Source organism: Bacillus kalamii (assembly GCF_047238185.1).
In the GTDB taxonomy this organism is placed as follows: domain Bacteria; phylum Bacillota; class Bacilli; order Bacillales; family DSM-1321; genus Bacillus_AD.
In genome coordinates, this window is record NZ_JBDFMI010000001.1 from 384,388 (window position 1) to 406,044 (window position 21,657).

General features: G+C 42.4%; 16 protein-coding genes, 1 riboswitch and 1 other annotated feature. Of the genes, 9 read left to right on the forward strand and 7 right to left on the reverse strand.

The features are described 5' to 3' along the window. Window positions 1-77: 77 nt before the first annotated feature. Window positions 78-1,664: a phosphoenolpyruvate carboxykinase (ATP) gene (pckA, locus tag ABC357_RS02075; protein WP_412885898.1), complete on the reverse strand. Its 1,587-nt coding sequence runs from the start codon at window positions 1,662-1,664 to the stop codon at window positions 78-80. A gap of 486 nt (window positions 1,665-2,150) precedes the next feature. Then, window positions 2,151-2,317: riboswitch (SAM riboswitch) on the forward strand. A gap of 195 nt (window positions 2,318-2,512) precedes the next feature. Between pckA and metK the strand changes: the two genes are divergently transcribed. After that, window positions 2,513-3,715, forward strand: coding sequence for a methionine adenosyltransferase (gene metK, locus ABC357_RS02080; protein ID WP_412885899.1), 1,203 nt, complete (start codon window positions 2,513-2,515; stop codon window positions 3,713-3,715). Window positions 3,716-4,204: 489 nt separating this feature from the next. On the opposite strand, the gene ABC357_RS02085 is transcribed toward metK, so the two are convergent. Beyond that, complete coding sequence (locus ABC357_RS02085) at window positions 4,205-4,723, reverse strand: gamma carbonic anhydrase (protein ID WP_412888554.1); 519 nt, start codon at window positions 4,721-4,723, stop codon at window positions 4,205-4,207. Between the two features lie 257 nt (window positions 4,724-4,980). On the opposite strand from ABC357_RS02085, the gene ABC357_RS02090 reads away from it, so the two are divergent. Together ABC357_RS02090 and ABC357_RS02095 are read left to right on the forward strand one after the other, a co-directional pair. After that, complete coding sequence (locus ABC357_RS02090) at window positions 4,981-5,787, forward strand: alpha/beta hydrolase (RefSeq protein ID WP_412885900.1); 807 nt, start codon at window positions 4,981-4,983, stop codon at window positions 5,785-5,787. A gap of 15 nt (window positions 5,788-5,802) precedes the next feature. Then, on the forward strand, window positions 5,803-6,897 hold the full coding sequence (locus ABC357_RS02095) for a tetraprenyl-beta-curcumene synthase family protein (RefSeq protein ID WP_412885901.1): 1,095 nt from the start codon (window positions 5,803-5,805) through the stop codon (window positions 6,895-6,897). Window positions 6,898-7,104: 207 nt separating this feature from the next. On the opposite strand, the gene mnmM is transcribed toward ABC357_RS02095, so the two are convergent. After that, entirely contained in the window at window positions 7,105-7,677 is a 573-nt protein-coding gene (gene mnmM / locus ABC357_RS02100) for a tRNA 5-(aminomethyl)-2-thiouridylate-methyltransferase MnmM (RefSeq protein ID WP_412885902.1), read from the reverse strand. Next, a complete protein-coding gene (mnmL, locus tag ABC357_RS02105) occupies window positions 7,667-8,641 on the reverse strand; it encodes a tRNA modification radical SAM protein MnmL/YtqA (protein ID WP_412885903.1) in 975 nt (324 codons plus the stop codon). Before mnmL ends, mnmM begins: the two co-directional genes overlap by 11 nt. 250 nt (window positions 8,642-8,891) lie before the next feature. Here mnmL and ABC357_RS02110 point away from each other — a divergent pair, with 250 nt between their 5' ends. The 3 genes from ABC357_RS02110 to ABC357_RS02120 all read left to right on the forward strand — a co-directional run bounded on the left by ABC357_RS02110 (window position 8,892) and on the right by ABC357_RS02120 (window position 12,018). After that, window positions 8,892-9,155 carry a DUF2524 family protein gene (locus tag ABC357_RS02110; RefSeq protein ID WP_412885904.1) on the forward strand — a complete coding sequence of 88 codons (264 nt, stop codon included), beginning with the start codon at window positions 8,892-8,894 and terminating at the stop codon, window positions 9,153-9,155. Between the two features lie 200 nt (window positions 9,156-9,355). Then, on the forward strand, window positions 9,356-11,017 hold the full coding sequence (locus ABC357_RS02115) for an alkaline phosphatase (protein WP_412885905.1): 1,662 nt from the start codon (window positions 9,356-9,358) through the stop codon (window positions 11,015-11,017). 203 nt (window positions 11,018-11,220) lie between these two features. Continuing rightward, window positions 11,221-12,018, forward strand: coding sequence for a TIGR00266 family protein (locus ABC357_RS02120; protein WP_412885906.1), 798 nt, complete (start codon window positions 11,221-11,223; stop codon window positions 12,016-12,018). Between the two features lie 39 nt (window positions 12,019-12,057). Here ABC357_RS02120 and ABC357_RS02125 read toward each other — a convergent pair whose 3' ends face one another. Further along, window positions 12,058-12,462, reverse strand: a complete 405-nt coding sequence (locus tag ABC357_RS02125; RefSeq protein WP_412885907.1) for a DUF6157 family protein — start codon at window positions 12,460-12,462, stop codon at window positions 12,058-12,060. A 298-nt stretch (window positions 12,463-12,760) separates the two neighbouring features. On the opposite strand from ABC357_RS02125, the gene ABC357_RS02130 reads away from it, so the two are divergent. The 3 genes from ABC357_RS02130 (at window position 12,761) to ABC357_RS02140 (ending at window position 18,420) form a co-directional block, all read left to right on the forward strand. After that, window positions 12,761-13,951: an MDR family MFS transporter gene (locus tag ABC357_RS02130; RefSeq protein ID WP_412885908.1), complete on the forward strand. Its 1,191-nt coding sequence runs from the start codon at window positions 12,761-12,763 to the stop codon at window positions 13,949-13,951. A gap of 109 nt (window positions 13,952-14,060) precedes the next feature. Continuing rightward, window positions 14,061-14,292, forward strand: a binding site (T-box leader). A gap of 73 nt (window positions 14,293-14,365) precedes the next feature. Next, window positions 14,366-16,780 carry a leucine--tRNA ligase gene (gene leuS, locus ABC357_RS02135; protein WP_412885909.1) on the forward strand — a complete coding sequence of 805 codons (2,415 nt, stop codon included), beginning with the start codon at window positions 14,366-14,368 and terminating at the stop codon, window positions 16,778-16,780. Window positions 16,781-17,301: 521 nt separating this feature from the next. Next, window positions 17,302-18,420: a M20 metallopeptidase family protein gene (locus ABC357_RS02140; protein ID WP_412885910.1), complete on the forward strand. Its 1,119-nt coding sequence runs from the start codon at window positions 17,302-17,304 to the stop codon at window positions 18,418-18,420. A 116-nt stretch (window positions 18,421-18,536) separates the two neighbouring features. Here the strand turns inward: ABC357_RS02140 and ABC357_RS02145 are convergent, their stop codons facing one another. Both ABC357_RS02145 and ABC357_RS02150 read right to left on the reverse strand, forming a co-directional pair. Beyond that, window positions 18,537-18,842, reverse strand: a complete 306-nt coding sequence (locus tag ABC357_RS02145; RefSeq protein ID WP_412885911.1) for a hypothetical protein — start codon at window positions 18,840-18,842, stop codon at window positions 18,537-18,539. A 248-nt stretch (window positions 18,843-19,090) separates the two neighbouring features. After that, window positions 19,091-21,556 carry a M13-type metalloendopeptidase gene (locus tag ABC357_RS02150; protein ID WP_412885912.1) on the reverse strand — a complete coding sequence of 822 codons (2,466 nt, stop codon included), beginning with the start codon at window positions 21,554-21,556 and terminating at the stop codon, window positions 19,091-19,093. Window positions 21,557-21,657: the final 101 nt, after the last annotated feature.

Consider the following 21,657-nt stretch of genomic DNA (forward strand, 5'->3'; position numbering starts at 1 on the left):
AATGAATAGGGTTTGAAAAATGGATAGAAACAACTAAGGGGAGATGCAAATTGCATCTCCCCTTAGTTGTTTCATGTTTATTGAAGCGGTCCGCCCAATTCTTTAATTTCGAATGATACGTTATCGAACTTCAAGAAATTATCGCGGAATTTGCCGGCTAATTCTTTTGCTTTATTCGTATATGCATCCTTATCATTCCACGTTCTTTGCGGTTGAAGGACGTCATCCGGTACGCCAGGTACATGTAAAGGAATATGGAGGCCGAAAATAGAATCTTTAACGGTTTCTACTTGGTTTAAATCCCCTTCAAGGGCAGCATGGATCATTGCGCGTGTGTAAGCCAGCTTCATACGGCTTCCCACGCCGTATTCTCCACCTGTCCATCCTGTATTGACAAGGAACACGTTGGCGTTATGCTCGTCAATTTTTTGGCCGAGCATTTCTGCATAAACAGTAGCCGGTAAAGGCAAGAATGGAGAGCCGAAGCATGTAGAGAATGTAGCCTCAGGAGACGTAATGCCTCTTTCAGTTCCGGCAAGTTTGCTTGTATATCCGCTCAAGAAATGGTACATGGCCTGTTCTTTTGTCAACTTAGAGATTGGAGGCAAAACGCCAAATGCATCGGCCGTCAAGAAAATGATGGTATTCGGGTGGCCTGCGATGCTTGGCATAACAATATTGTCGATTGCTTCCATCGGATAGGCGGCACGTGTATTTTCAGTCAACGTCTTATCCGCATAATCAGCTACTCTGGACTGTGCATCCAATACGACATTTTCCAATACAGCGCCGAAGCGGATGGCATCGAAGATTTGCGGTTCTTTTTCACGGGAAAGATCAATGCATTTCGCATAGCAACCGCCTTCAATATTGAATACGCCGTTTGCCGACCATCCATGTTCATCATCGCCGATCAATTTGCGGTTTGGGTCGGCAGATAATGTTGTCTTGCCTGTTCCGCTCAATCCAAAGAATAAAGCAACATCGCCTTCTTTGCCGACATTCGCAGAACAATGCATGGATAGAATATTTTGTTCAGGGAGCAAATAATTCATGATAGAAAAAATGGATTTTTTCATTTCTCCAGCGTATTCAGTTCCGCCGATCAGCACCGTTTTATATTCAAATGAGATAATAATGAATGTTTCGGATTTAGTGCCATCGACTGCTGGATCCGCTTTGAAATTAGGAGCTGAAATGACTGTAAATTGGGCATCATGTTCAGCCAGTTCTTCTTCGTTCGGGCGAATGAACAATTGATGGACAAAAAGGTTATGCCAAGCGTATTCGTTGATCACTTGGATAGGCAGCCGAGATTTTTTATCTGCACCTGCGAAACCTTTGAATAGGAATACTTCGTCTTTTTCTTTCAAATGGTTGATTACTTTATTGTACAGTTTAAGGAATGATTCCTGCGAGATTGGCTCATTAATAGGACCCCATGCAATTTTATCTCTGGAAGTGGCTTCGTCCACAATATATTTATCTTTTGGAGAACGGCCGGTATATTTACCAGTTTCCGCTGTAATTGCGCCTGTAGAAGAAAGAACACCCTCATTGCGATGCAGGACCTTCTCAACCAATTGTGGAACGGAAAGCTGGACACTCACATTATTTCCTTTTAAAAGCTCATGCAGCTCGTTTGAAACCTCAACCGTATTCATATATGAGATACCTACCTTTATCATTAATGTAATTTTTAAATAATTGGCTTAATACTTTAAATAGTATAACACATATAATTCAATAATCTATACTAATGTGAAATATTTTACAGAAAATAATGAAAATGCATCATATTTCAGAAAAGCGTTAGCGGGTAAGCGGTTGCTTTTTTAATTAATTATACAATTGAATTAGAAAATAAGTATGAATTAATTTTCAATGTTTTTCAACTATTTTGCAAAGAACACTATTGTTAGCAATCTCCTTTTAGGTGCCGGATGCTGAACGTTTATTAATGGAAGGAGAGGAGCCGAGAGCTATCCATCAAAAGAAAGGCTCACATTCAAAACGGATGTATGCGATGAAAGGTGAGAAAATAGACATATATGATAAAAGCCCATTATTCAGCTTCCTTTTAATGGCTTTATGGGGTTAAATTGTTGACATATGTTTTAAGTATGTTATCATTCTTTATTGAACGGATTCTCTTATCCCGAGCTGGTGGAGGGACAGGCCCTTTGAAGCCCAGCAACCTGCTATGCAGTCTTTATTCTTCTTTATTTTGTTAGGCACTTTTGCCGATAGCGGAGAATAGCATACGATAGCAAAGGTGCTAACCTGATGCAAGGCATTGGTCCTTGAACGATAAGAGCGAAAGGCTAGATGTACAAAAACAAGTACCCTTTCCTCACATCAAGGAGAGGTTTTTTTATGTTTCAAAAATCCTCTCACCAAACCAATTTTATTCCTATGTATAAGGGAAATGAATTCCGTCAACAAAAAAGGGGAAGCTGAATACGATAACTATTCATGGTAGCCTCTACTATTTATTGAGGAGGGTAATTTGATGTCAAAGAAACGTCGACTTTTTACTTCAGAGTCTGTAACAGAAGGTCATCCGGATAAAATTTGTGACCAAATTTCTGATTCTATATTGGATGCGATATTAGCGAAAGACCCTAATGCTCGCGTTGCTTGTGAAACAAGCGTCAATACAGGTTTAGTCCTTGTTGCCGGCGAAATCACTACTTCAACGTATGTGGATATTCCTAAAATTGTCCGTGGCACAATTGCAGGAATTGGCTATACACGTGCAAAGTTCGGTTTTGACTCTGAAACATGTGCTGTATTAACATCGATTGATGAACAATCGCCTGATATTGCTATTGGGGTGGATCGAGCCCTAGAAGCGAGAGAAGGAAACATGACAGAAGAGGAACTGGACGCAATCGGGGCAGGGGACCAAGGTCTAATGTTCGGATTTGCTTGTAATGAAACGAAAGAGCTAATGCCGCTTCCGATTTCATTGGCCCATAAGCTGGCTCGCCGCTTAACAGAGGTACGCAAAGATAACACGCTTGAATATCTGCGCCCTGATGGAAAAACGCAAGTGACAGTTGAATATGATGAAAATGACAAGCCGGTACGCATCGACACAATTGTCATTTCTACTCAGCATAATCCTGAAGTGGCACTTGAACAGATCCAAAAGGATTTGAAGGAGTATGTCATAAATGCAGTAGTTCCAGCTGAATTGATTGATGAAAAAACAAAATACTTTATCAATCCTACAGGCCGTTTCGTAATCGGAGGCCCACAAGGGGATGCTGGTTTAACTGGACGCAAGATCATCGTTGATACGTATGGCGGTTATGCACGCCATGGCGGCGGTGCTTTCTCAGGTAAGGATCCTACAAAAGTGGATCGTTCCGCTGCCTATGCTGCACGCTATGTAGCGAAAAACTTAGTGGCTGCAGGCTTGGCGGATAAAGTGGAAGTGCAGCTAGCTTACGCAATCGGTGTAGCTGAACCGGTATCGATTGCTATCGATACGTTCGGCGGCGGAAAAGTGGATGAAGAAATCCTTGTGGATGTAGTCCGCAAGCATTTTGACCTTCGTCCAGCCGGCATTATCAAGATGCTTGACCTGCGTCGCCCAATCTATAAAGGCACAGCGGCTTATGGACATTTTGGACGCAATGACCTTGATCTCCCGTGGGAGCGTACGGATAAAGCAGAAGCATTGAAGCAAGACGCATTGAATGCATAAAAAGGGAAACGCACCGTCAGCGTTGATGGTGCGAAAGACTGTAGGCAAGCCCATGATATATGGGTTTGCCTACAGTTTTTTTATATTTAGGAAACTATAAATGCCTTAGCATATGGATATTATTTCAAGTGCGCCACCCCCTCGAGGTCTTAAGCCGCTCTCTGTCAAAGGCGAACCCGGCCTTTAAGCAGAGCCCGTCTTAAGCTGGTCGGGGATAAGCGGGCGCTTTCCGCTTTTGTTCTCATCCAGCAAGCGCCACCCCCTCGAGGTCTTAAGCCGCTCTCTTTCAAAGGCAAACCCGGCCTTTAAGCAGAGCCCGTCTTAAGCTGGTCGGGGGTAAACAGGCGCTTTCCGCTTTTGTTCTCATCCAGCTTCAAGCGCCATCCCCTCGAGGTCTTAAGCCGCTCTCTGTCAAAGGCAACCCCGGCCTTTAAGCAGAGCCCGTCTTAAGCTGGTCGGGGATAAGCAGGCGCTTTCCGCTTTTGTTTATTATTTGTCGTTTTGAAGCGATTTGTAGTATTGGCCTTTTTCAGCGTATTCACGGCTAATCCGAAGCATGTCTTCGATATCGTCTTCGTTTAAATTACGTATGACTTTTGCGGGGCGCCCGAATGCCAATGTATTAGGCGGTATTACCTTGCCTTGAGGTACTAGGCTGCCTGCTCCGATAAATGCCCCTTCTCCAATGATCGCCCCATCAAGAATGATACTCCCCATTCCTATTAAGGCCCCTTTTTTAACTGTACAGCTATGTAGGATTACACTGTGGCCAATCGTAACATCGTCTTCCAATGTCAATATGTTGTTAGGGCTTTGATGAAGGACGGAGTTATCTTGGACATTCACCCGTTTTCCAATCACGGTTGGAGACACATCTCCACGAATGACAGTGTTGAACCAAATGCTTGATTGTTCACCGATAGTCACATCGCCTGTTACGACAGAATGGTCTGCAAGGAAAACACTCTTGTGGATGCTGGGTTTTTTTTCGTGATAAGGATACACTATCATCATAAAACATCTCCTTTTGTTAAATAGCTCTTTTTTTAGTATTCTTATATTAGTTTATAAGTAAGATTTCAATCTGTACAATATCTTTAATTAAATGAAGCAATGTTTTAAAATAAAGTTATGTATAGGCAACTGGACAGTAGATCGGTCCCGGTCGATGGAAGGAGAGAAAATTCTTCCATACGTACTTTTAGGGAATAAGAGTAAGGATGCAGCAGTATGATGTTTTGGTGTATAAGGAGGTTTTTGACAACATGTATAAATGGGAAGCCGATGGCGATGCAAAAGCGGTAATCGTGATAGTCCACGGTGCCATGGAACATCAGGGCCGATATAAATGGTTGGTTGAAATGTGGCGTTCCGCCGGCTACCATGTCATAATGGGAGACCTGCCGGGCCACGGATTGACGACCCGTGCAAGAAGAGGGCATATTAATTCATTTGAAGAATACTTGATTGCTGTGAAAGATTGGGTGCAGGAGGCATATCAATACCATCTGCCTGTTTTTTTAATGGGTCACAGCATGGGGGGATTAATCGCTATCCGATTGATCCAGGAAGAAGAAGTGAATATTGCGGGGATCATCCTTTCATCCCCTTGCTTGGGCTTAGTGACCTATCCGCCTAAGGCCATGCAGGCAGCTTCAGCTCTTCTTAACTTTGCCTACCCTAAGTTCAAGGCGACTACCGGCATTACAATCGATATGGTGACGAGAGATCCGGAAATTAGAGAATCAAGCATGAACGACAGCTTATTCATTACGAAAGTATCTGTAAGATGGTATCATGAATTATTGACGGCTGTGAAAGAGGCGTTCGAGAATATCCCTGAACTGGGAGATACTCCTGTGCTGTTGATGCAGGCAGGGGACGATAAAATCGTCGATAAAGAAGCAGTCCGTGAGTGGTTTAATTTCATTATGGTAAATGAAAAACAGTTTATTGAATGGAAAGGGTTATACCACGAGTTATTCAGCGAGCCTGAAAAAGAAGATGTATTCTATTATGCAGAGTCATTTGTTAAAACCAGGCTCCGCAATTTAGGTTACGTTGTGCAATAAGAGGGGGAACTTTGTTTGGCTATTCCTACTACTACCCTGTCTTTGATGAATAGGGTTTATAAAGATATATTTCCGGTGGTTCAGAGGGAGCTTCACTATTGGAAGAATCAAGCGAAGCAAATTCCTGATCCTGAATTGAGAAAGCAGGCCATAGACAGCATTGAGCAAAAGGAATTCCATTGCGAAGGAGGTTCCATCATAGCTTTATTGGCAGAAGGAAAAAGAGAGGATGCCATTTCTTTCATCGTGGCGTACCAAACAATCAGCGATTACCTGGATAATTTATGCGATAGAAGCACATCGTTGGATGATACTGATTTTCGTGCTTTGCATGAATCGATGCAGCATTCTCTTTTATTGGATTCCCCGGATACCAATTATTACAGATTCCGCGAAGAACAGGAGGATGGCGGCTATTTGGCCAAGCTTGTCCATACATGCCAATCATTTCTGAACAGGCTGACGAATTATAAAGAAATCCAGCCCTATCTCCATGAATTATGTTCTTATTACTGTGATTTGCAAGTACATAAGCATGTTGAAAAAGAGGAAAGGGTAGAGCGTCTTCAAAATTGGTTCAATCAATATAAAGATGAATTGCCGCCCATGTCCTGGTATGAATTTTCGGCTTGCTCAGGTTCCACACTTGGGATATTCAGTTTAATATCTTATGCGCTGCGCGATGACTTTCAAGTACAATTTGCTGAAGAAATCCGCAATGGATATTTCCCTTACATACAGGGCCTTCATATTTTATTGGATTACTTTATTGACCAACAGGAAGATCTGGATGGCGGCGATTTGAATTTTTGCTTCTATTATAAAGACAATGAAGAGCTTTATAGACGATTGTCTCATTTTGTCATAAAGGCGGAAGAACACCTTGATCAAATTCCCCATCATGAATTTCATAAGTTAGTCCACAGGGGATTGCTGGGGTTATATTTGTCTGATGAAAAAGTGGAGCATTCTTTGGAAACGAAAGCATTAGCAAAAAGAATGGTGAAGCTAGGAGGATCACAGGCGAAATTTTTCTATGTAAATGCCAAGCTATATAGAAAGGTCAAGAAATTGCTTCCTCATAAATATGCACTGGCTACAAGCAATTGAACGGAGAAAAGCATCCACTTAAGGATGCTTTTTTACATGTTCCCTGTTTTTTTGAGGCTCTTCCCTATTTTTTAAGTTGGCGGGAAGGGAATAAATCAATTCAATTCCTGTGGCTAACACCATAACTTTTATCATGTTATAAAGGGCTTCAGTCTTTGATGTGCATAAAAAAGAACGCCAGGATGGCTCAGGCGTTCTTTGTCTATATCAGCGTTTTTCAATAGCGATAATGAAGGGCGGCGAATTGACTTGATTCATAAACCCATAGTGAAGGACATGCGCCCTATCCTGCGGCAGGGAAGAAACATAGGATAATAACTCATCGCGTTCAACGGCTCCCTCAGGATGGCCATGGTAAACAACAAGTACGATAATCCCTTCTACGGCCATTACTGTCAATAGATGTTCGATTGCTGTAATGGTCGAAGAGCCCTTCGTCACGATTTCTTTGTCTCCACCCGGCAAATAACCAAGGTTAAAGATGGCGGCAGTGATTTTTTGCTGTAGCCCAGCGGGAACGCAAGCGAGAAGTTGGTCATGGCTGCATTCAAACAAGGTCGCCCGTTCGTTAGCTTTGTTTTCCAAAAGCCTTTTTTCAGTGGCCTTAATAGCTTGTTCCTGGATATCGAAAGCATACACATGGCCCTTTTCACCGACCAAAGTGGTTAAAAACAAGGTGTCATGGCCATTCCCGGCTGTGGCATCAATAGCTACATCCCCGGGTGAAATGGCCTTTTGGAGCAGTAATCGGGCATAGGGAAGAATACGGTCAAGCTTCACTCTTTATCCCTCCAACAGGAACATAATACTTCCCTTGCCAGCTGTTACGGCGTTTCAATTCGTCGTCAATTGCATTCAATACTTCCCATTTGTTTACACTCCACATTGGCCCGATCATTAAATCAATCGGCCCGTCGCCTGTAATTCGGTGAATAATCATTTCCGGAGGCAGGATTTCCAATTGGTCAACAACCAATGAGATGTATTCTTCGAAGGACAAGAATTGAAGCAAGCCTTTTTCGTATTGCTTCACCATCGGAGTCCCTTTAAGTAAATGTAAAAGGTGTATTTTGATTCCTTGTACATCCAGTTTTGATACTTCTTTTGCTGTTTCCAGCATCATTTCCGGAGTTTCAAGAGGAAGGCCGTTAATAATATGGGAGCATATACGGATGTTATGCTTCCGAAGTTTTTCAACCCCTTCAACATAAGTAGCATAGTCATGGGCGCGGTTTATAATCCGTGCCGTTTTTTCGTGCACAGTCTGCAACCCGAGCTCGACCCATAAATAAGTCCGTTCATTCAGCTCAGCCAAATATTCAACGACATCATCAGGCAGGCAGTCTGGTCTTGTTGCGATAGAAAGTCCGACAACCCCTTCTTGCTTCAATGCTGGTTCGAATTTCTCGCGCAGCACTTCCACCGGTGCATGGGTGTTTGTGTATGCCTGGAAGTATGCCATATACTTGCCTTCATGCCACTTTTTATGCATTTTTTGCTTGATATCCTCAAATTGTTTTTCTATGCTCTCAGCGCGATTTCCTGCAAAATCACCGGAACCGGCGGCACTGCAGAAGGTACATCCTCCATGTGCGACGGTGCCATCACGGTTCGGGCAATCAAACCCTCCGTCCAAGGCGATCTTAAATACTTTGTGTCCAAATATATTTCTTAAGTGGTAATTCCACGTATGGTAACGTTTATCATCACTTGCATATGGAAAAGGGTTTATCTTCTGGTCCATAGAGGAAACCTCCTTCATTAAATATGCTTTCCAATATTATAACAAAATCAAACAAGTCATTAGAATCGCATAAAAAATATTGTATCATGTTTTCTCTCTGATAATCCATTAGACATCATTTCCTTCTTCCAATAAAAAGTCCTTGGGTAATCATGATAATCAACAGGATTCGTTGGGGCTTTGGATAAAAAAGAACAGTTATCACACACTAAGAGAGGTAACAGTTCAATTCTCAGGAGGTTGAAGAACTTTGGCTACAAGACAATCTATACAGAATTGCTTAGAGAATTGCGTAGAAACATTGAATATTGCCCAGCAGCAATATGATGAAGCATCGCGGCAGGAACATTATAACGATAGTACGTATATCGACAGCCAGCAATTAGTGCAAACTGCACTGAATGAAGTGCAATTGATGGCGAACAATTCCAATGACCAGCAGCGAGAGCAATTGAACCGAATGAAGATACAGTTAGAGCAGATGCAGCATGATATGATTCTGCTCCGCCATTAACATTCGCCTTCTTTGGTTTTAATGTAGAGTACTGTTTGTTTCGCATGCCTGACTGAAAACCTGCCAAATCGAACTATGTTACAAGAACAGTGCACAGGGATAAGCTTGTGCACTGTTTTAATTTATGAATAATTTACAATAAAAGGCAATTTCCTTTATATGGCCATTTTACACTTTAAGTGAATAAATGTCTTGGAAGGATGAGTATAGTGCTGAAAAATAAAAAGCGTTCTGTATTATCGTGTCTGTTATGTGGAGCCATTGCGATAGGGAGTGCATCCGCTTCTCTGAATGTACAAGAAGCCAATGCGCAAGCGAAAGCCTTCAAAAAGAAGCCGGCAAATGTCATCTTCATGGTCATGGATGGCACAAGCGCGGGGGCAACTACATTGGCAAGATGGTATAAGGGAGGAAGCTTGGCTCTTGATAGATTGGCGGCAGGCGCTGTCCGCACGTATTCGGCTGAGTCTGCCATTACAGATTCAGCTCCTGCGGCGACAGCGATGGCAACAGGATTTAAGACAAATGATAAGTTGATCGGGTTATTGCCTGCTGTGGCAACAACCCCGGGAGTTCCAGCGGTTAATGAAAAAGACATTTTAAAACCTGTCTCTACACTAGTGGAGGCGGCCAAAAGGGAAGGGAAGGCAACGGGGGTAATTGCCACGTCTGAAATTCAGCATGCTACTCCTGCTGCCTTTTCCTCTCATGTCCCTCATCGGAATAACTTCCCTGATATTGCAGAACAGCAAGTGTACCAAGGTATGGATGTGGTCTTGGGAGGAGGAGGTCAATCGTTGCTGCCGGGACAGGAAGCGCAAAGCCGGAAAGACGGCGAGAATTTGGTGGAAGAAATTAAAAAGAATGGCTATGACTATGTGGATAACCGGACAGCCTTAAACAAAAGTACATCTTCTAAGATTTGGGGAGCTTTTGCTGCAAAGGATCTTGCCTATGATATGGATAGAGAAAAAATAGCCCCCTCACAGCCCACTTTGGCAGAGATGACAAAAAAAGCGATACAAACACTGTCACGTAACAAAAAAGGATTCTTTATGATGGTGGAAGGGAGCAAACCTGACTGGGCTGCCCATGCAAATGAAACGATAGGCGTAATAAGTGAGGTACTGGCCTTTGATAACGCGGTTAAAGAAGCGGTTGATTTTGCCAAAAAGGACGGGAACACACTTGTATTGGCAGTAACAGACCATGCGAATAGCGGAATCACATTAGGGAATGCCGACACCGATTCCAGCTATCCTTCCACTCCGGTTTCTGCTTATATGGACCCTTTGAAGAAAGCCAAGCTTACATTGGAAGGCTCTTTGCATTATCTGAAGGATGACCGGAGCAATTTGAAGGAAGTTGCCGAACTATACGGACTGGCGTCTTTGACGGATGAAGAACTGAATACATTGCGGTCTGCCAAGAATATTGGTCCGGCCATGTCGTCCATACTCAGCAAGAGAGCACATATAGGATTTATCACTACCGGACATACAGGAGAAGATGTCTTTCTATATTCATTTGGCCCGAATCGGCCTGTAGGTACCTTTGAAAATAGCGACCTCGCCAAAATAGCCGAGAAGTTCATGGGCCTTTCACTGGCTGATACGACAAATGCATTATTTAAAGAGGCGGACACTTTATTTAAAACAAAGGGATATGAAACTTTTGTTGATCGGACAAACCCTGACAATCTGGTGTTTACGGCAAGAAAACAGGGCAAACTGATCCAATTGCCCCAGAATAAGAATTACTTGTTGAAAAACGGGCGGATAGTCCAATTGCCGGGTGTCACAGTCTTTAACGGCAAGCAATTTTACGTAAGCTCACAGGCACTGTCAGTGGCGGAAAAATAAAGGATAGTGATAAAGAGGCTTTTTCCTAAAAGGAAGGTCTCTTTTTCTATACGTTAGTACGGCTCAAAAGCAGAGCGGCAGGAGTGCTGTCCGCTATATTGTGTTTTCATCAAATAGAAAAAACTCATTTTGTGTTAAAGAAATGAATGAGATAAAATAAAAGAAAGGAAGATTTTAATTCTAATAGATTGGGGACCTGGCTTATGAATAATCATGAAATTGATTATGTATTGCATGGCGATGATATGCAATTCGTTGAAGTGGAATTAGACCCAAATGAAACCGTAGTAGCTGAAGCGGGAAGCCTAATGATGATGGAAAATGATATAGAGATGGAAACAATTTTCGGCGATGGCTCGCATGCCGGCGGCGGAGGCCTGATGGGAAAACTGTTTTCTGCCGGTAAGCGCGTGATCACTGGAGAAAGCTTATTTATGACCGCCTTTACAAATACCGGAATCGGGAAAAAACATGTGTCTTTTGCGGCTCCATATCCCGGCAAGATTGTTCCCCTTGATTTAAGCCAATATGGAGGGAAAATCATTTGCCAGAAAGATGCTTTTTTGGCTGCGGCCAAGGGCGTGTCGATCGGAATCGAGTTCCAGAGGAAAATAGGTGTGGGCTTCTTTGGTGGAGAAGGATTTATTATGCAGAAGCTTGAGGGAGACGGATTATCATTCGTTCATGCGGGAGGAACCATACATAAGAAACAGTTGTCTCCGGGTGAAACGTTAAGAGTGGATACAGGTTGCCTGGTAGCGATGACAGGCAATGTTGACTACAGCATAGAAACGGTCAGAGGCATTAAAACGGCCTTATTCGGGGGAGAGGGGTTATTTTTTGCCACTTTGAGAGGACCGGGCACCGTGTGGGTACAATCGCTGCCGTTCAGCCGATTGGCCAGCCGGGTGTTTGCCGCTGCTCCGTCAAGAGGGGGCTCCAAGGATGAAGGGAGCATTGCAAGAGGCGTGTTCGACCTTTTCGGAGGGGACCGGGATTAAAGAGAAGCCGTTCCATTTTTGGGACGGCTTTTCTTTTGCTTATTTTCGTTTAGAACGCATACCTTTCAGCTGTGTGACCTCGCTGCTATGAAGAAATTGGTTATATTGCTCACTGTTGACCCCGTAAAGGGCCAGTTTTCCTTCTTGGTTATAGTGTATCCCCCATCCATATTTTTTCACTAACGGAGAAGCTCTGAAACATGCCTTCGGTTTTGAGGAAAATGCCTCACGCAGTCCATCAGGGAAGTTTGTTGCTTCCAGTTCATTTTTCATGAGGTGTGTTTTAAATTGTATGTCAGCCTCCGTGTACCGGTATGGATTCTCTTTTATTAGCCCATACTCAATGGAAGCTATCGTCGGCTTGTTATTTCTTGGTGCAGGTACGATTGCGGAATCATTGTCTGAATCCTCTGATATGGAGATGAAGGTATTTTTGTAACTCATGGCCATTCCTGCTTTCTTTAATAGATTAGGCTCGCCGTATTCTTTAGTTGTTTGCTATTTTCTTCAATAAAGTAACATCCATACTAGTTCGTGCTGCAATGATAATTTCCTTCTACCTCTGCCCATTGCTAAGAAGGTTCTATTGCGCTATGGTATCACTGACTTAAAGCATTGAAGTGTAGAAGGTTGTTAGAATATTGCTACTATGGGATTTTAGAGATTTTAAAATTGCAAGTTTCATATAATGTCATTACAATTGTTTAGTAATGCGAAATTTATATAGGGGAGGGGTTGTAAAATGCCAAGAAATTTATGGCTGATTATCATCGGGATGGTCATAAATGTGACGGGTTCTTCTTTTTTATGGCCTTTGAATACGATTTATTTACACAACTATCTGGGGAAATCCTTGTCTATAGCAGGTTTGGTCCTTATGGCTAATGCGGCTGCAACTGTGGTGGGGAATTTATTGGGTGGTATTTTATTTGATAAAATAGGCGGCTTCCGTTCCATTCTGGTAGGGGCTGTTACAACTATGCTGGCGCTTGCCGGCCTTACGATCAACCATGGCTGGCCCATGTACTTCGTTTGGATGATCATCATCGGATTCGGTTCGGGACTTATTTTTCCTTCCATGTATGCCATGGCTGGCTCCGTTTGGAAAGAAGGGGGAAGGAAAGCGTTCAATGCCTTATATGTGGCCCAGAATGTCGGTGTTGCTTTAGGATCCTCATTGGGCGGATTCATTGCTTCATTTTCGTTTGACTATATCTTTTTGGCCAATGCCATTATGTATCTGGCATTCTTTTTGCTTGTTGTCTTAACGTATAAACATATACAGACTGGAGAAATTCTGCCGGCTACAGCTTTGCCTGAGCAAAAGCCCATCAAGGATATGCGCAAGTTATATGCGTTGATGGCTGTTTGTGCTGGATATCTATTATGCTGGGTCGGATACGTCCAATGGCAATCCACCATCTCCTCCTATACGCAGGAAATAGGCATTTCTTTGAAACAATACAGCATGCTTTGGACGTTGAACGGTGTCCTTATTGTAGCGGCCCAGCCGTTCATCAATAAAGTGATCCATCGTTTCCTTAAAAAAGTAAAAATACAGATGATTACCGGGATGGTTATCTTTATCGGTTCATTTGCAATTGCCGCATTTGCGGCGGATTTTTCAGGGTTTATTGCCGCCATGGTCATATTGACTGTCGGTGAAATGCTGGTTTGGCCGGCTGTGCCGACAATCGCAGATGAACTTGCCCCTAAAGGGAAAGAAGGTTTCTATCAAGGGGTCGTCAATTCGACCGCAACAGCAGGCAGAATGGTCGGGCCGATTCTCGGCGGCTTCCTTGTGGATGTTTACGGAATGCAAGCCATGTTCATGGTCCTTATGATTCTATTTGTCGTTGCGATCGGAACAACGATGCTTTATGATAAAATCCTGAATGCACATAAGGATAAAACGTTTTCGGAAGTTAAGTAGCGTTTTTGGCTGTTTCTGAATAAAATGTTCGAATCAGGCAATACTTAGAGTCACTTGCTTTTTTCGCTAAAATTTACTAAAATAACATATAACATCGTTTAAGTTGAATGATTAGGCAATGATGAGGAGCAGTAACATTCAGGACCGTTGCAGAGAGCTGGCGCTTGGTGGAAGCCAGCACGGAAATGGTGCGAACTCGCCTTTGAGCCGCAGGTATGAAGTCTAGTAAGATCTGCCGTCTGACCGCGTTACAGGTCTTTTGAGCGGGACGTGTTTGATATGCGTCAACTAGGGTGGTACCGCGGGATGACTATAATAATATAGATCCTCTCGTCCCTTTTAGGGATGAGGGGATTTTTTGCATTCTTTTAGCTTAGCACGATCGGCAATTTTCTATTTTTAGGAGGAAATTCTATGAGTTTCAATCATCAGGACATCGAGAAGAAGTGGCAGCATTATTGGGAACAAAATAAAACATTCAAAACGACGGAAGACGAAGGGAAAGACAATTTTTATGCACTTGATATGTTCCCTTATCCATCAGGAGCCGGTCTTCACGTCGGCCATCCTGAAGGTTATACAGCAACCGATATTGTTTCGCGCATGAAGCGTATGCAAGGGTACAATGTCCTTCATCCAATGGGATGGGATGCATTCGGCTTGCCTGCCGAGCAATATGCGCTTGATACAGGAAACGCGCCGGCTGCTTTCACAGAACATAATATCAATACATTCAGAAGACAAATTAAAGCATTGGGCTTTTCATACGATTGGGATCGTGAAATCAATACAACAGATCCTGACTACTACAAATGGACACAATGGATTTTTACAAAGCTTTACGAAAAAGGATTGGCCTATGTGGATGAAGTGCCTGTCAACTGGTGCCCAGCACTCGGAACAGTACTAGCGAACGAAGAAGTCATCGATGGGTTGAGCGAACGGGGAGGACACCCGGTCGAACGCCGCCCGATGAGACAATGGGTGTTGCGCATCACTGCCTACGCCGATCGCCTGATCGATGATTTGGATGAGTTGGATTGGCCGGAAAACTTGAAGGATATGCAACGTAATTGGATTGGCCGGTCTGAAGGGGCGGAGGTTGTCTTTGCCATTGATGGAACAGACAAAACATTCGATGTGTTCACAACCCGTCCAGATACGTTATTCGGTGCCACATATGCTGTACTTGCTCCTGAGCATGACTTGGTTTCACAAATTACTGCGCCGGGGCAAAAAGCTGAAGTAGAAGCATACCTTGAGAAAGTGAAAAGCAAGTCAGACTTGGAAAGAACGGATCTTGCCAAAGAAAAGACAGGTGTCTTCACAGGCGCTTACGCCATCAACCCTGTCAGCGGCGAAAAAATGCCGATCTGGATTGCTGATTATGTGTTGGCAAGCTATGGATCCGGGGCTATCATGGCTGTTCCGGCCCATGATGAGCGCGATTATGAATTTGCAAAAGTCTTCGGTCTGCCAATCAAAGAAGTGGTAGCAGGAGGAGATGTGGAAAAAGAAGCGTATACTGGCGATGGTAACCATGTTAATTCAGGCTTCCTGGATGGATTGAATAAAGAAGATGGCATCAATAAAATGATTGCTTGGTTGGAGGAAAAAGAAATTGGTACGAAGAAAATTACGTACCGTTTGCGTGATTGGTTGTTCAGCCGCCAACGTTATTGGGGAGAACCGATTCCGGTCATCCATTGGGAAGATGGCACAAGTTCAACCATTCCGTTGGAAGAATTGCCATTAATGCTACCTGAAACAACTGATATCCGTCCTTCAGGCACAGGGGAATCTCCTCTTGCCAATATTGAAGAATGGGTAAATGTTGTCGATGAGAACGGCCGCAAAGGCAGACGCGAAACGAATACAATGCCGCAATGGGCAGGAAGCAGCTGGTATTTCCTTCGCTATATCGACCCGGATAACAGTGAAGCGCTGGCAGATCCGGAAAAGTTGAAGAAATGGCTGCCGGTCGATATGTATATCGGCGGACAGGAACATGCTGTTCTTCATTTATTGTATGCCCGCTTCTGGCACAAATTCTTGTATGACATCGGCGCAGTTCCGACTAAAGAGCCATTCCAACGCTTATACAACCAAGGTATGATTCTTGGATCAAACAATGAAAAAATGAGTAAATCAAAAGGCAATGTGGTAAACCCTGATGATATCCTTTTAACTCACGGTGCGGATACACTTCGTCTATATGAAATGTTCATGGGACCTTTGGATGCCAGCATTGCCTGGTCAACAAACGGGCTTGACGGCTCAAGACGATTCTTGGATCGTGTATGGCGCTTGTTGGTTGAAGAGGATGGATCGATCACCTCTAAGATCGTTGGCCATGATAACAGCGGCAAGCTTGAAAAAATCTATCACCAAACAGTCAAGAAGGTGACAGAGGACTTTGAAGGCCTTCGCTTCAATACAGCTATTTCACAATTAATGATGTTTATCAATGATGCGTATAAAGCCGAAGAGCTTCCTAAAGCCTATGTGGAAGGATTTGTGAAGATGCTGTCGCCTATTTGCCCGCACATTGCTGAGGAATTATGGAGCAAGCTGGGCCATGAAGAAAGTATTACGTACCAAACGTGGCCGGCCTATGACGAAGCAAAATTGGTGGATGATGAAGTGGAAATCGTTATTCAGATCAATGGCAAGGTAAAGACCAAATTAATGGTGCCAGCAGATGCATCACGCGAAAAGTTGGAAGAAATCGCTATGGACGATGATTCCATCAAGGAACAGATTGATGGCAAGACCGTTCGTAAAGTGATTGCAGTACCTGGCAAATTGGTGAATATCGTCGCAAACTAATAATTATTGGGCAGGGAGGCTTCACTGGCAACAGCAGTTTCCCGCACATAACCTGTCAAATAAATAAATAGGTTGAACAAAACTAAGGCCTTTTCCTGATTTTCTGTCGGGAAAAGGCCTCTTTTATTATGTCGGGAATATCCTTCCACAATGCATGCATGGTTTGCCTTCTCAAAGGATAAGTATTGCCCAAAAACATAAGTGAATCTATATGTTCATATTCCATTTTCGAATAGTGAGTCTTATGGATTGGAATAATTTTCAGGTGTAAATATTGATATGCTTATAGTGTTGATAAGAAAAACACTATTGTTTATATCTTACATTCATTTGGAATGGATAGAAAATGTCTAATGATGGCTTTTACCCTTATCCAGAACTAAAATCCTCCGGCTAATGAACTGAAACTAGTTGTTCCTGGATTTTCAATGGGGAAAAGGGGGCTATCACTAACGCAATAAGTGTTGGTTGACACAGTTTAAACAATAACAATGAGTCTACGTAATAGGGGAGTGACAAAAATGGAAAAGAAAAATGTAGATTTAGCTATTCAATTACGCCATGAATTACATGCCCATCCTGAATTATCCTATCAAGAGGATTGGACTAAACAGCGGTTGATTGATTTCCTTAAAGAACATACAAAGCTAGAAATCGTTGATAAGGGTAAGTGGTTCTATGCGATTTACCGTGCAGGCGAAGGTAAAAAAAATCTAGCTTTCCGTGCTGACTTCGATGCACTTCCAATTCCTGAAACGATTGATCTTGAATGGGGTTCAAAATTCCCCGGCGTTTCACATAAGTGCGGACATGATGGTCATGCTTCATCACTTGCAGGTTTTGCCTTAGAAATAGACCGATTAGGTGCAGATAAGAATATATTCTTTGTATTTCAACACGCGGAAGAAACAGCCCAAGGCGGAATAGAAGCTGCTGCAATGATCAAAGAAGAACAGATTGATGAGATATTTGCCTACCATAATATGAGCGGTATGGACTATAATGCCGTGTATGTAATCGATGGAACCGCTCACTTTGCATCCAAAGGTATGTCTGTTGAAATGATTGGCTCTCCTGCCCATGCGAGCCAACCGGAAGACGGTAAAAATCCGTCGCTTGCAATCGCAGACATCGTTAGAGAGTTGCCTGAATTTACTTCGAAAGAAACGAACGAGGGCTTGGTGCTTGCGACGGTTGTTCAAATCGATGTGGGTGAAGAAGCTTTTGGTTCAGCTGCAAATAAAGGGGTTGTCCGTATGACAATCCGCGCCGAAAAAGAAGCGGAATTAGATAAACTACAAAAAAATATAGAAGACCTTGCCATAAAATTAGCCGATGAACAAGGATTAAAGGCAAACTTCACCTATAACGATGAATTTCCGGATGTAGTGAACACGAAGGAAAGTGTCGATAAAATCCGTGAAACAGCTAAGGAAAAAGGGATAGCTGTTGTGGAAATGCAGAGTCCGTTCCGCGGTTCTGAAGACTTTGGCCATTATATCAAATATACAAAAGGTGCGATGTGCTATATTGGAAATGGCCAGGATTATCCGCATGTGCATACGTTTGAATACGATTTCCGCGATGAACTAATAGAAACAGCCGTTGAACTGTTTAAAGGATTGGCAGAAAAACAATAATGCTGCTTGCCTGTATGAAAGCAGGTTTGTCTTGCAAACGTCTTTTATTTCAAAAAGCACGGAGCAGTGATACGGCTTCGTGCTTTTTAAGGTGAATAAATGTATAGATTATTCTTTTATATAACTCGCTCTTGATTAATTTCGTTGGTATCTAGCCTTTTTACATAGATATATTTTCTTTGACCATCGCCTTTAAATGTAACGAGAGCAGAGTATTTACTTACTGCTTTTTCTTCTTTTAATGAATATATACCTTTAATACTTTCAATATCGGTAGAGTTGTACCCATTCGATTTCAAGTATTCAGTAACTTCAATGACCATAGCTTCTTTCTTAGAGTCCACACCTTTTAAAAGTGCATTCAGATATAAAGTGGCGTTAATAAGGAATACTGCTACTCTCAGGATGATTCCTTTTTTCAAAAGAATCCGCACTTTACTTACATGACATTTTTGTTTCATTGAATAGTACAGATCGCCCATATATTGAGAACACTGATGCCTCTTTTTTGCCCTCCCCTCTTTTTATCTATTCTCCTTCGGAATTTATTTTTTTGATATGACAATATCGTAGTGGCTGTTTAGATCGTTAAATTGTATATGTGCATTTGGGCCTACAAACTGAAAAAGCGCCCTACCCCTTAGGTAGAACGCTTCTTTGTTTTGAAAAATTACCATATTGAAATTCGATTTTTCGGTGCGACATACATACCGTCGCCTTCTTTAATAGTATATGTTTTGTAGAATTCTTCAAAGTTTACGATTGTACGGTTAACTCGTAGATTGCCTGTACTATGTTCATCGGTAGCTTGGAGTGCTTCTGCACGTTCACGTGTCATTGCTCTAGCCCAATTCTTCGCGAAATGAGTGAAAAATGTATCATAATCTGGGTTACCGGATTTTTTAAGGACTTCTAGTGTACTTGCCATCGCTCCCAAATCAGCGATATTTTCTCCAAGTGTTTGTTTCCCGTTAATGGCAACGCCTGGTGCAGACTCCTTGCCATCATAGAATTTTTCTACTTCTTTGCAAAGCTTTTGGAACTTAGCGTAATCTTCTTTTGTCCACCAATCTGTTTCATTGCCATTTGCATCAAACTTCGCTCCATTATTGTCAAATGCATGGGTAATTTCATGGGCGATGATATCGCCAATACCGGCTAAGTTTTCCTCAAGTGAGGCATTTACATCATAAAATGGTGCTTGCAGGATTGCCGCTGGGAATTCCATTGTATTTGTGTGTTGATTGTAGGCTGCGTTAACTGTATGTGGAAACACAACCATCTTGTTCGCCTTTTTTGTGCGGTTTTGTTCCTTTGCCTGTAACTCTCTGCTCGCTTTGTTCAGGGCATTTTGATTTTCAAAGAAGTTGTCTGTGATTTCGATCTGATCAAGATCAGTATCCCATTTATCCGGATAGCCGATAAAGAATTTCATACCGTCTAACTTTTCAATCGCTTTTTCTTTTGTGCTTTTACTCATCCAATCCAGTTTATCGATCCGTTCCTTGTATACCTCGATATAATTCTTTATGATTTTCTCAACGTCAGCCTTTGCTTCTTTAGAGAAATGTTTTTCGACATAAAGCTGAGAAACGTAAGTTCCAAGAGATTCTATTACGTTTTCAGCGGCCACGTCTTCTGGAGTAGCTTCACTAGGTGCTTGGCCCATCATTTCTTGATTGAATGCTTCATAGGCTTTTATGAAATCTTCGCTTAGATTCTTATACTGCGATTCTATTAAACCTAGTTTTAACACCGTTTTTAGGGCATCCAGATTTTCATCCTTTAACAGGTTCACGTACCCTTTAAACATTTTCGGTTCATTAATGACAAACTCTTTTGGCACCGTGAAACCAGCTGCTTTGATCATTTTTTTCACATCTATTGTAGGTGCCATTTGTTGCAATTCATTCAACGAGACCCTAGCATACATCTTGTTACTGTCACTCAATTCTTCTTGTGTAGATGCGAATGAGAGAAGCTTCTGTTCAAGCTTGTAACGTGCTTTGATAAGCTCTGTTGCCTTTTCTTCATTCACACCAGTAAGCATAAGCATTTTTACATGAAACGTAACCGTTGAAGCAATTGACGGATCATCTAGGTTCTCATACTGTTCTTTCGTAAAATAGGGTGTTATTGCACTTGCGACATTGAGCGCCATTTTATTGCTATCCTTATAATCTGTCATGAGCCACATACTAAGAAGGCCACCGCTAGTAAGTTCCTTCTGCATCATGATTTGCGCTTTATTCAGTTCCTCTACTGTTTTTGCATTGTCGATTGCATCAAGGTATTTTTGAATCGGTTTAATGCCTAATTCATTACGTTTCTTCATGTCTTTTGTACTATTGTAAAGGTCTTTTATTTTTTGTTCTTTACTGCCTTTAGCATAGCCAGATCCACTTGCTACTTCTTTGACTAAAGCAGAAACCTGCTTGTGTACTTTGCTTTGTAAATCACTTAGCCCACCCATCTCGGTTGCTCCCGGAGGCAGGACACTCTTATCATAATCTTTTTTGTTGACAAAGCTAAAGAAGTCATCTTTGAGATTACTTCCTTTCAATACGAAAATACGGCGCACAATCGTATCAACTTCATCTATACTTACGGTCTCATTCCCCTTTAGCTTGCCGTCTTCGGTTGCCGGTAAAACTCCGCCATTAGTAAGATTATTCACAGCCTTTTTCGCCTGTTCCGAAACATCACTAAAGCTGACATTTTTAGGGCTGATTCGCTCTGTGTTCCCCGTTGGCTTTGGCAATTCGCCAAATGCGCGACTGATCATGATGAGGCTTTCTTCTCGTGTGATGTTTTTATTTGTATCCTTAAATCCATCAAGGAGAGTGCTTAATGTCAGTCCAGGTGTATAATCATCCGCGGCCTTCACTAAATAATGGGCAACTTGACTAATGGTTGCGGGTTTTTCATTTTTCTTTTTAGTAGCAGTTTGTGAAGCAGTACCTTCTGGGTTTCCTTCTGGTTGAGCTCCGTTAGCCCCCGTAACGAATTCTTGGGTTCCTTCTGTTTGTTGAGAACTAGGCGGTTTTTTGGCTTCCTCTTTTGGAGAACATCCAGTAGCTAGCATAGAAATAGCTAATAAACAAGCTGCGTTTTTTCTTACAAGGTTTTTCTTCATATTTATTCATCCTCCATCTTTGGTTTTGTGGACTCGTTGTTATGGTTAACACTGTAACACTTCGAATGTTAACTGAATGTTACCTCAGGCCAGGCGATTTT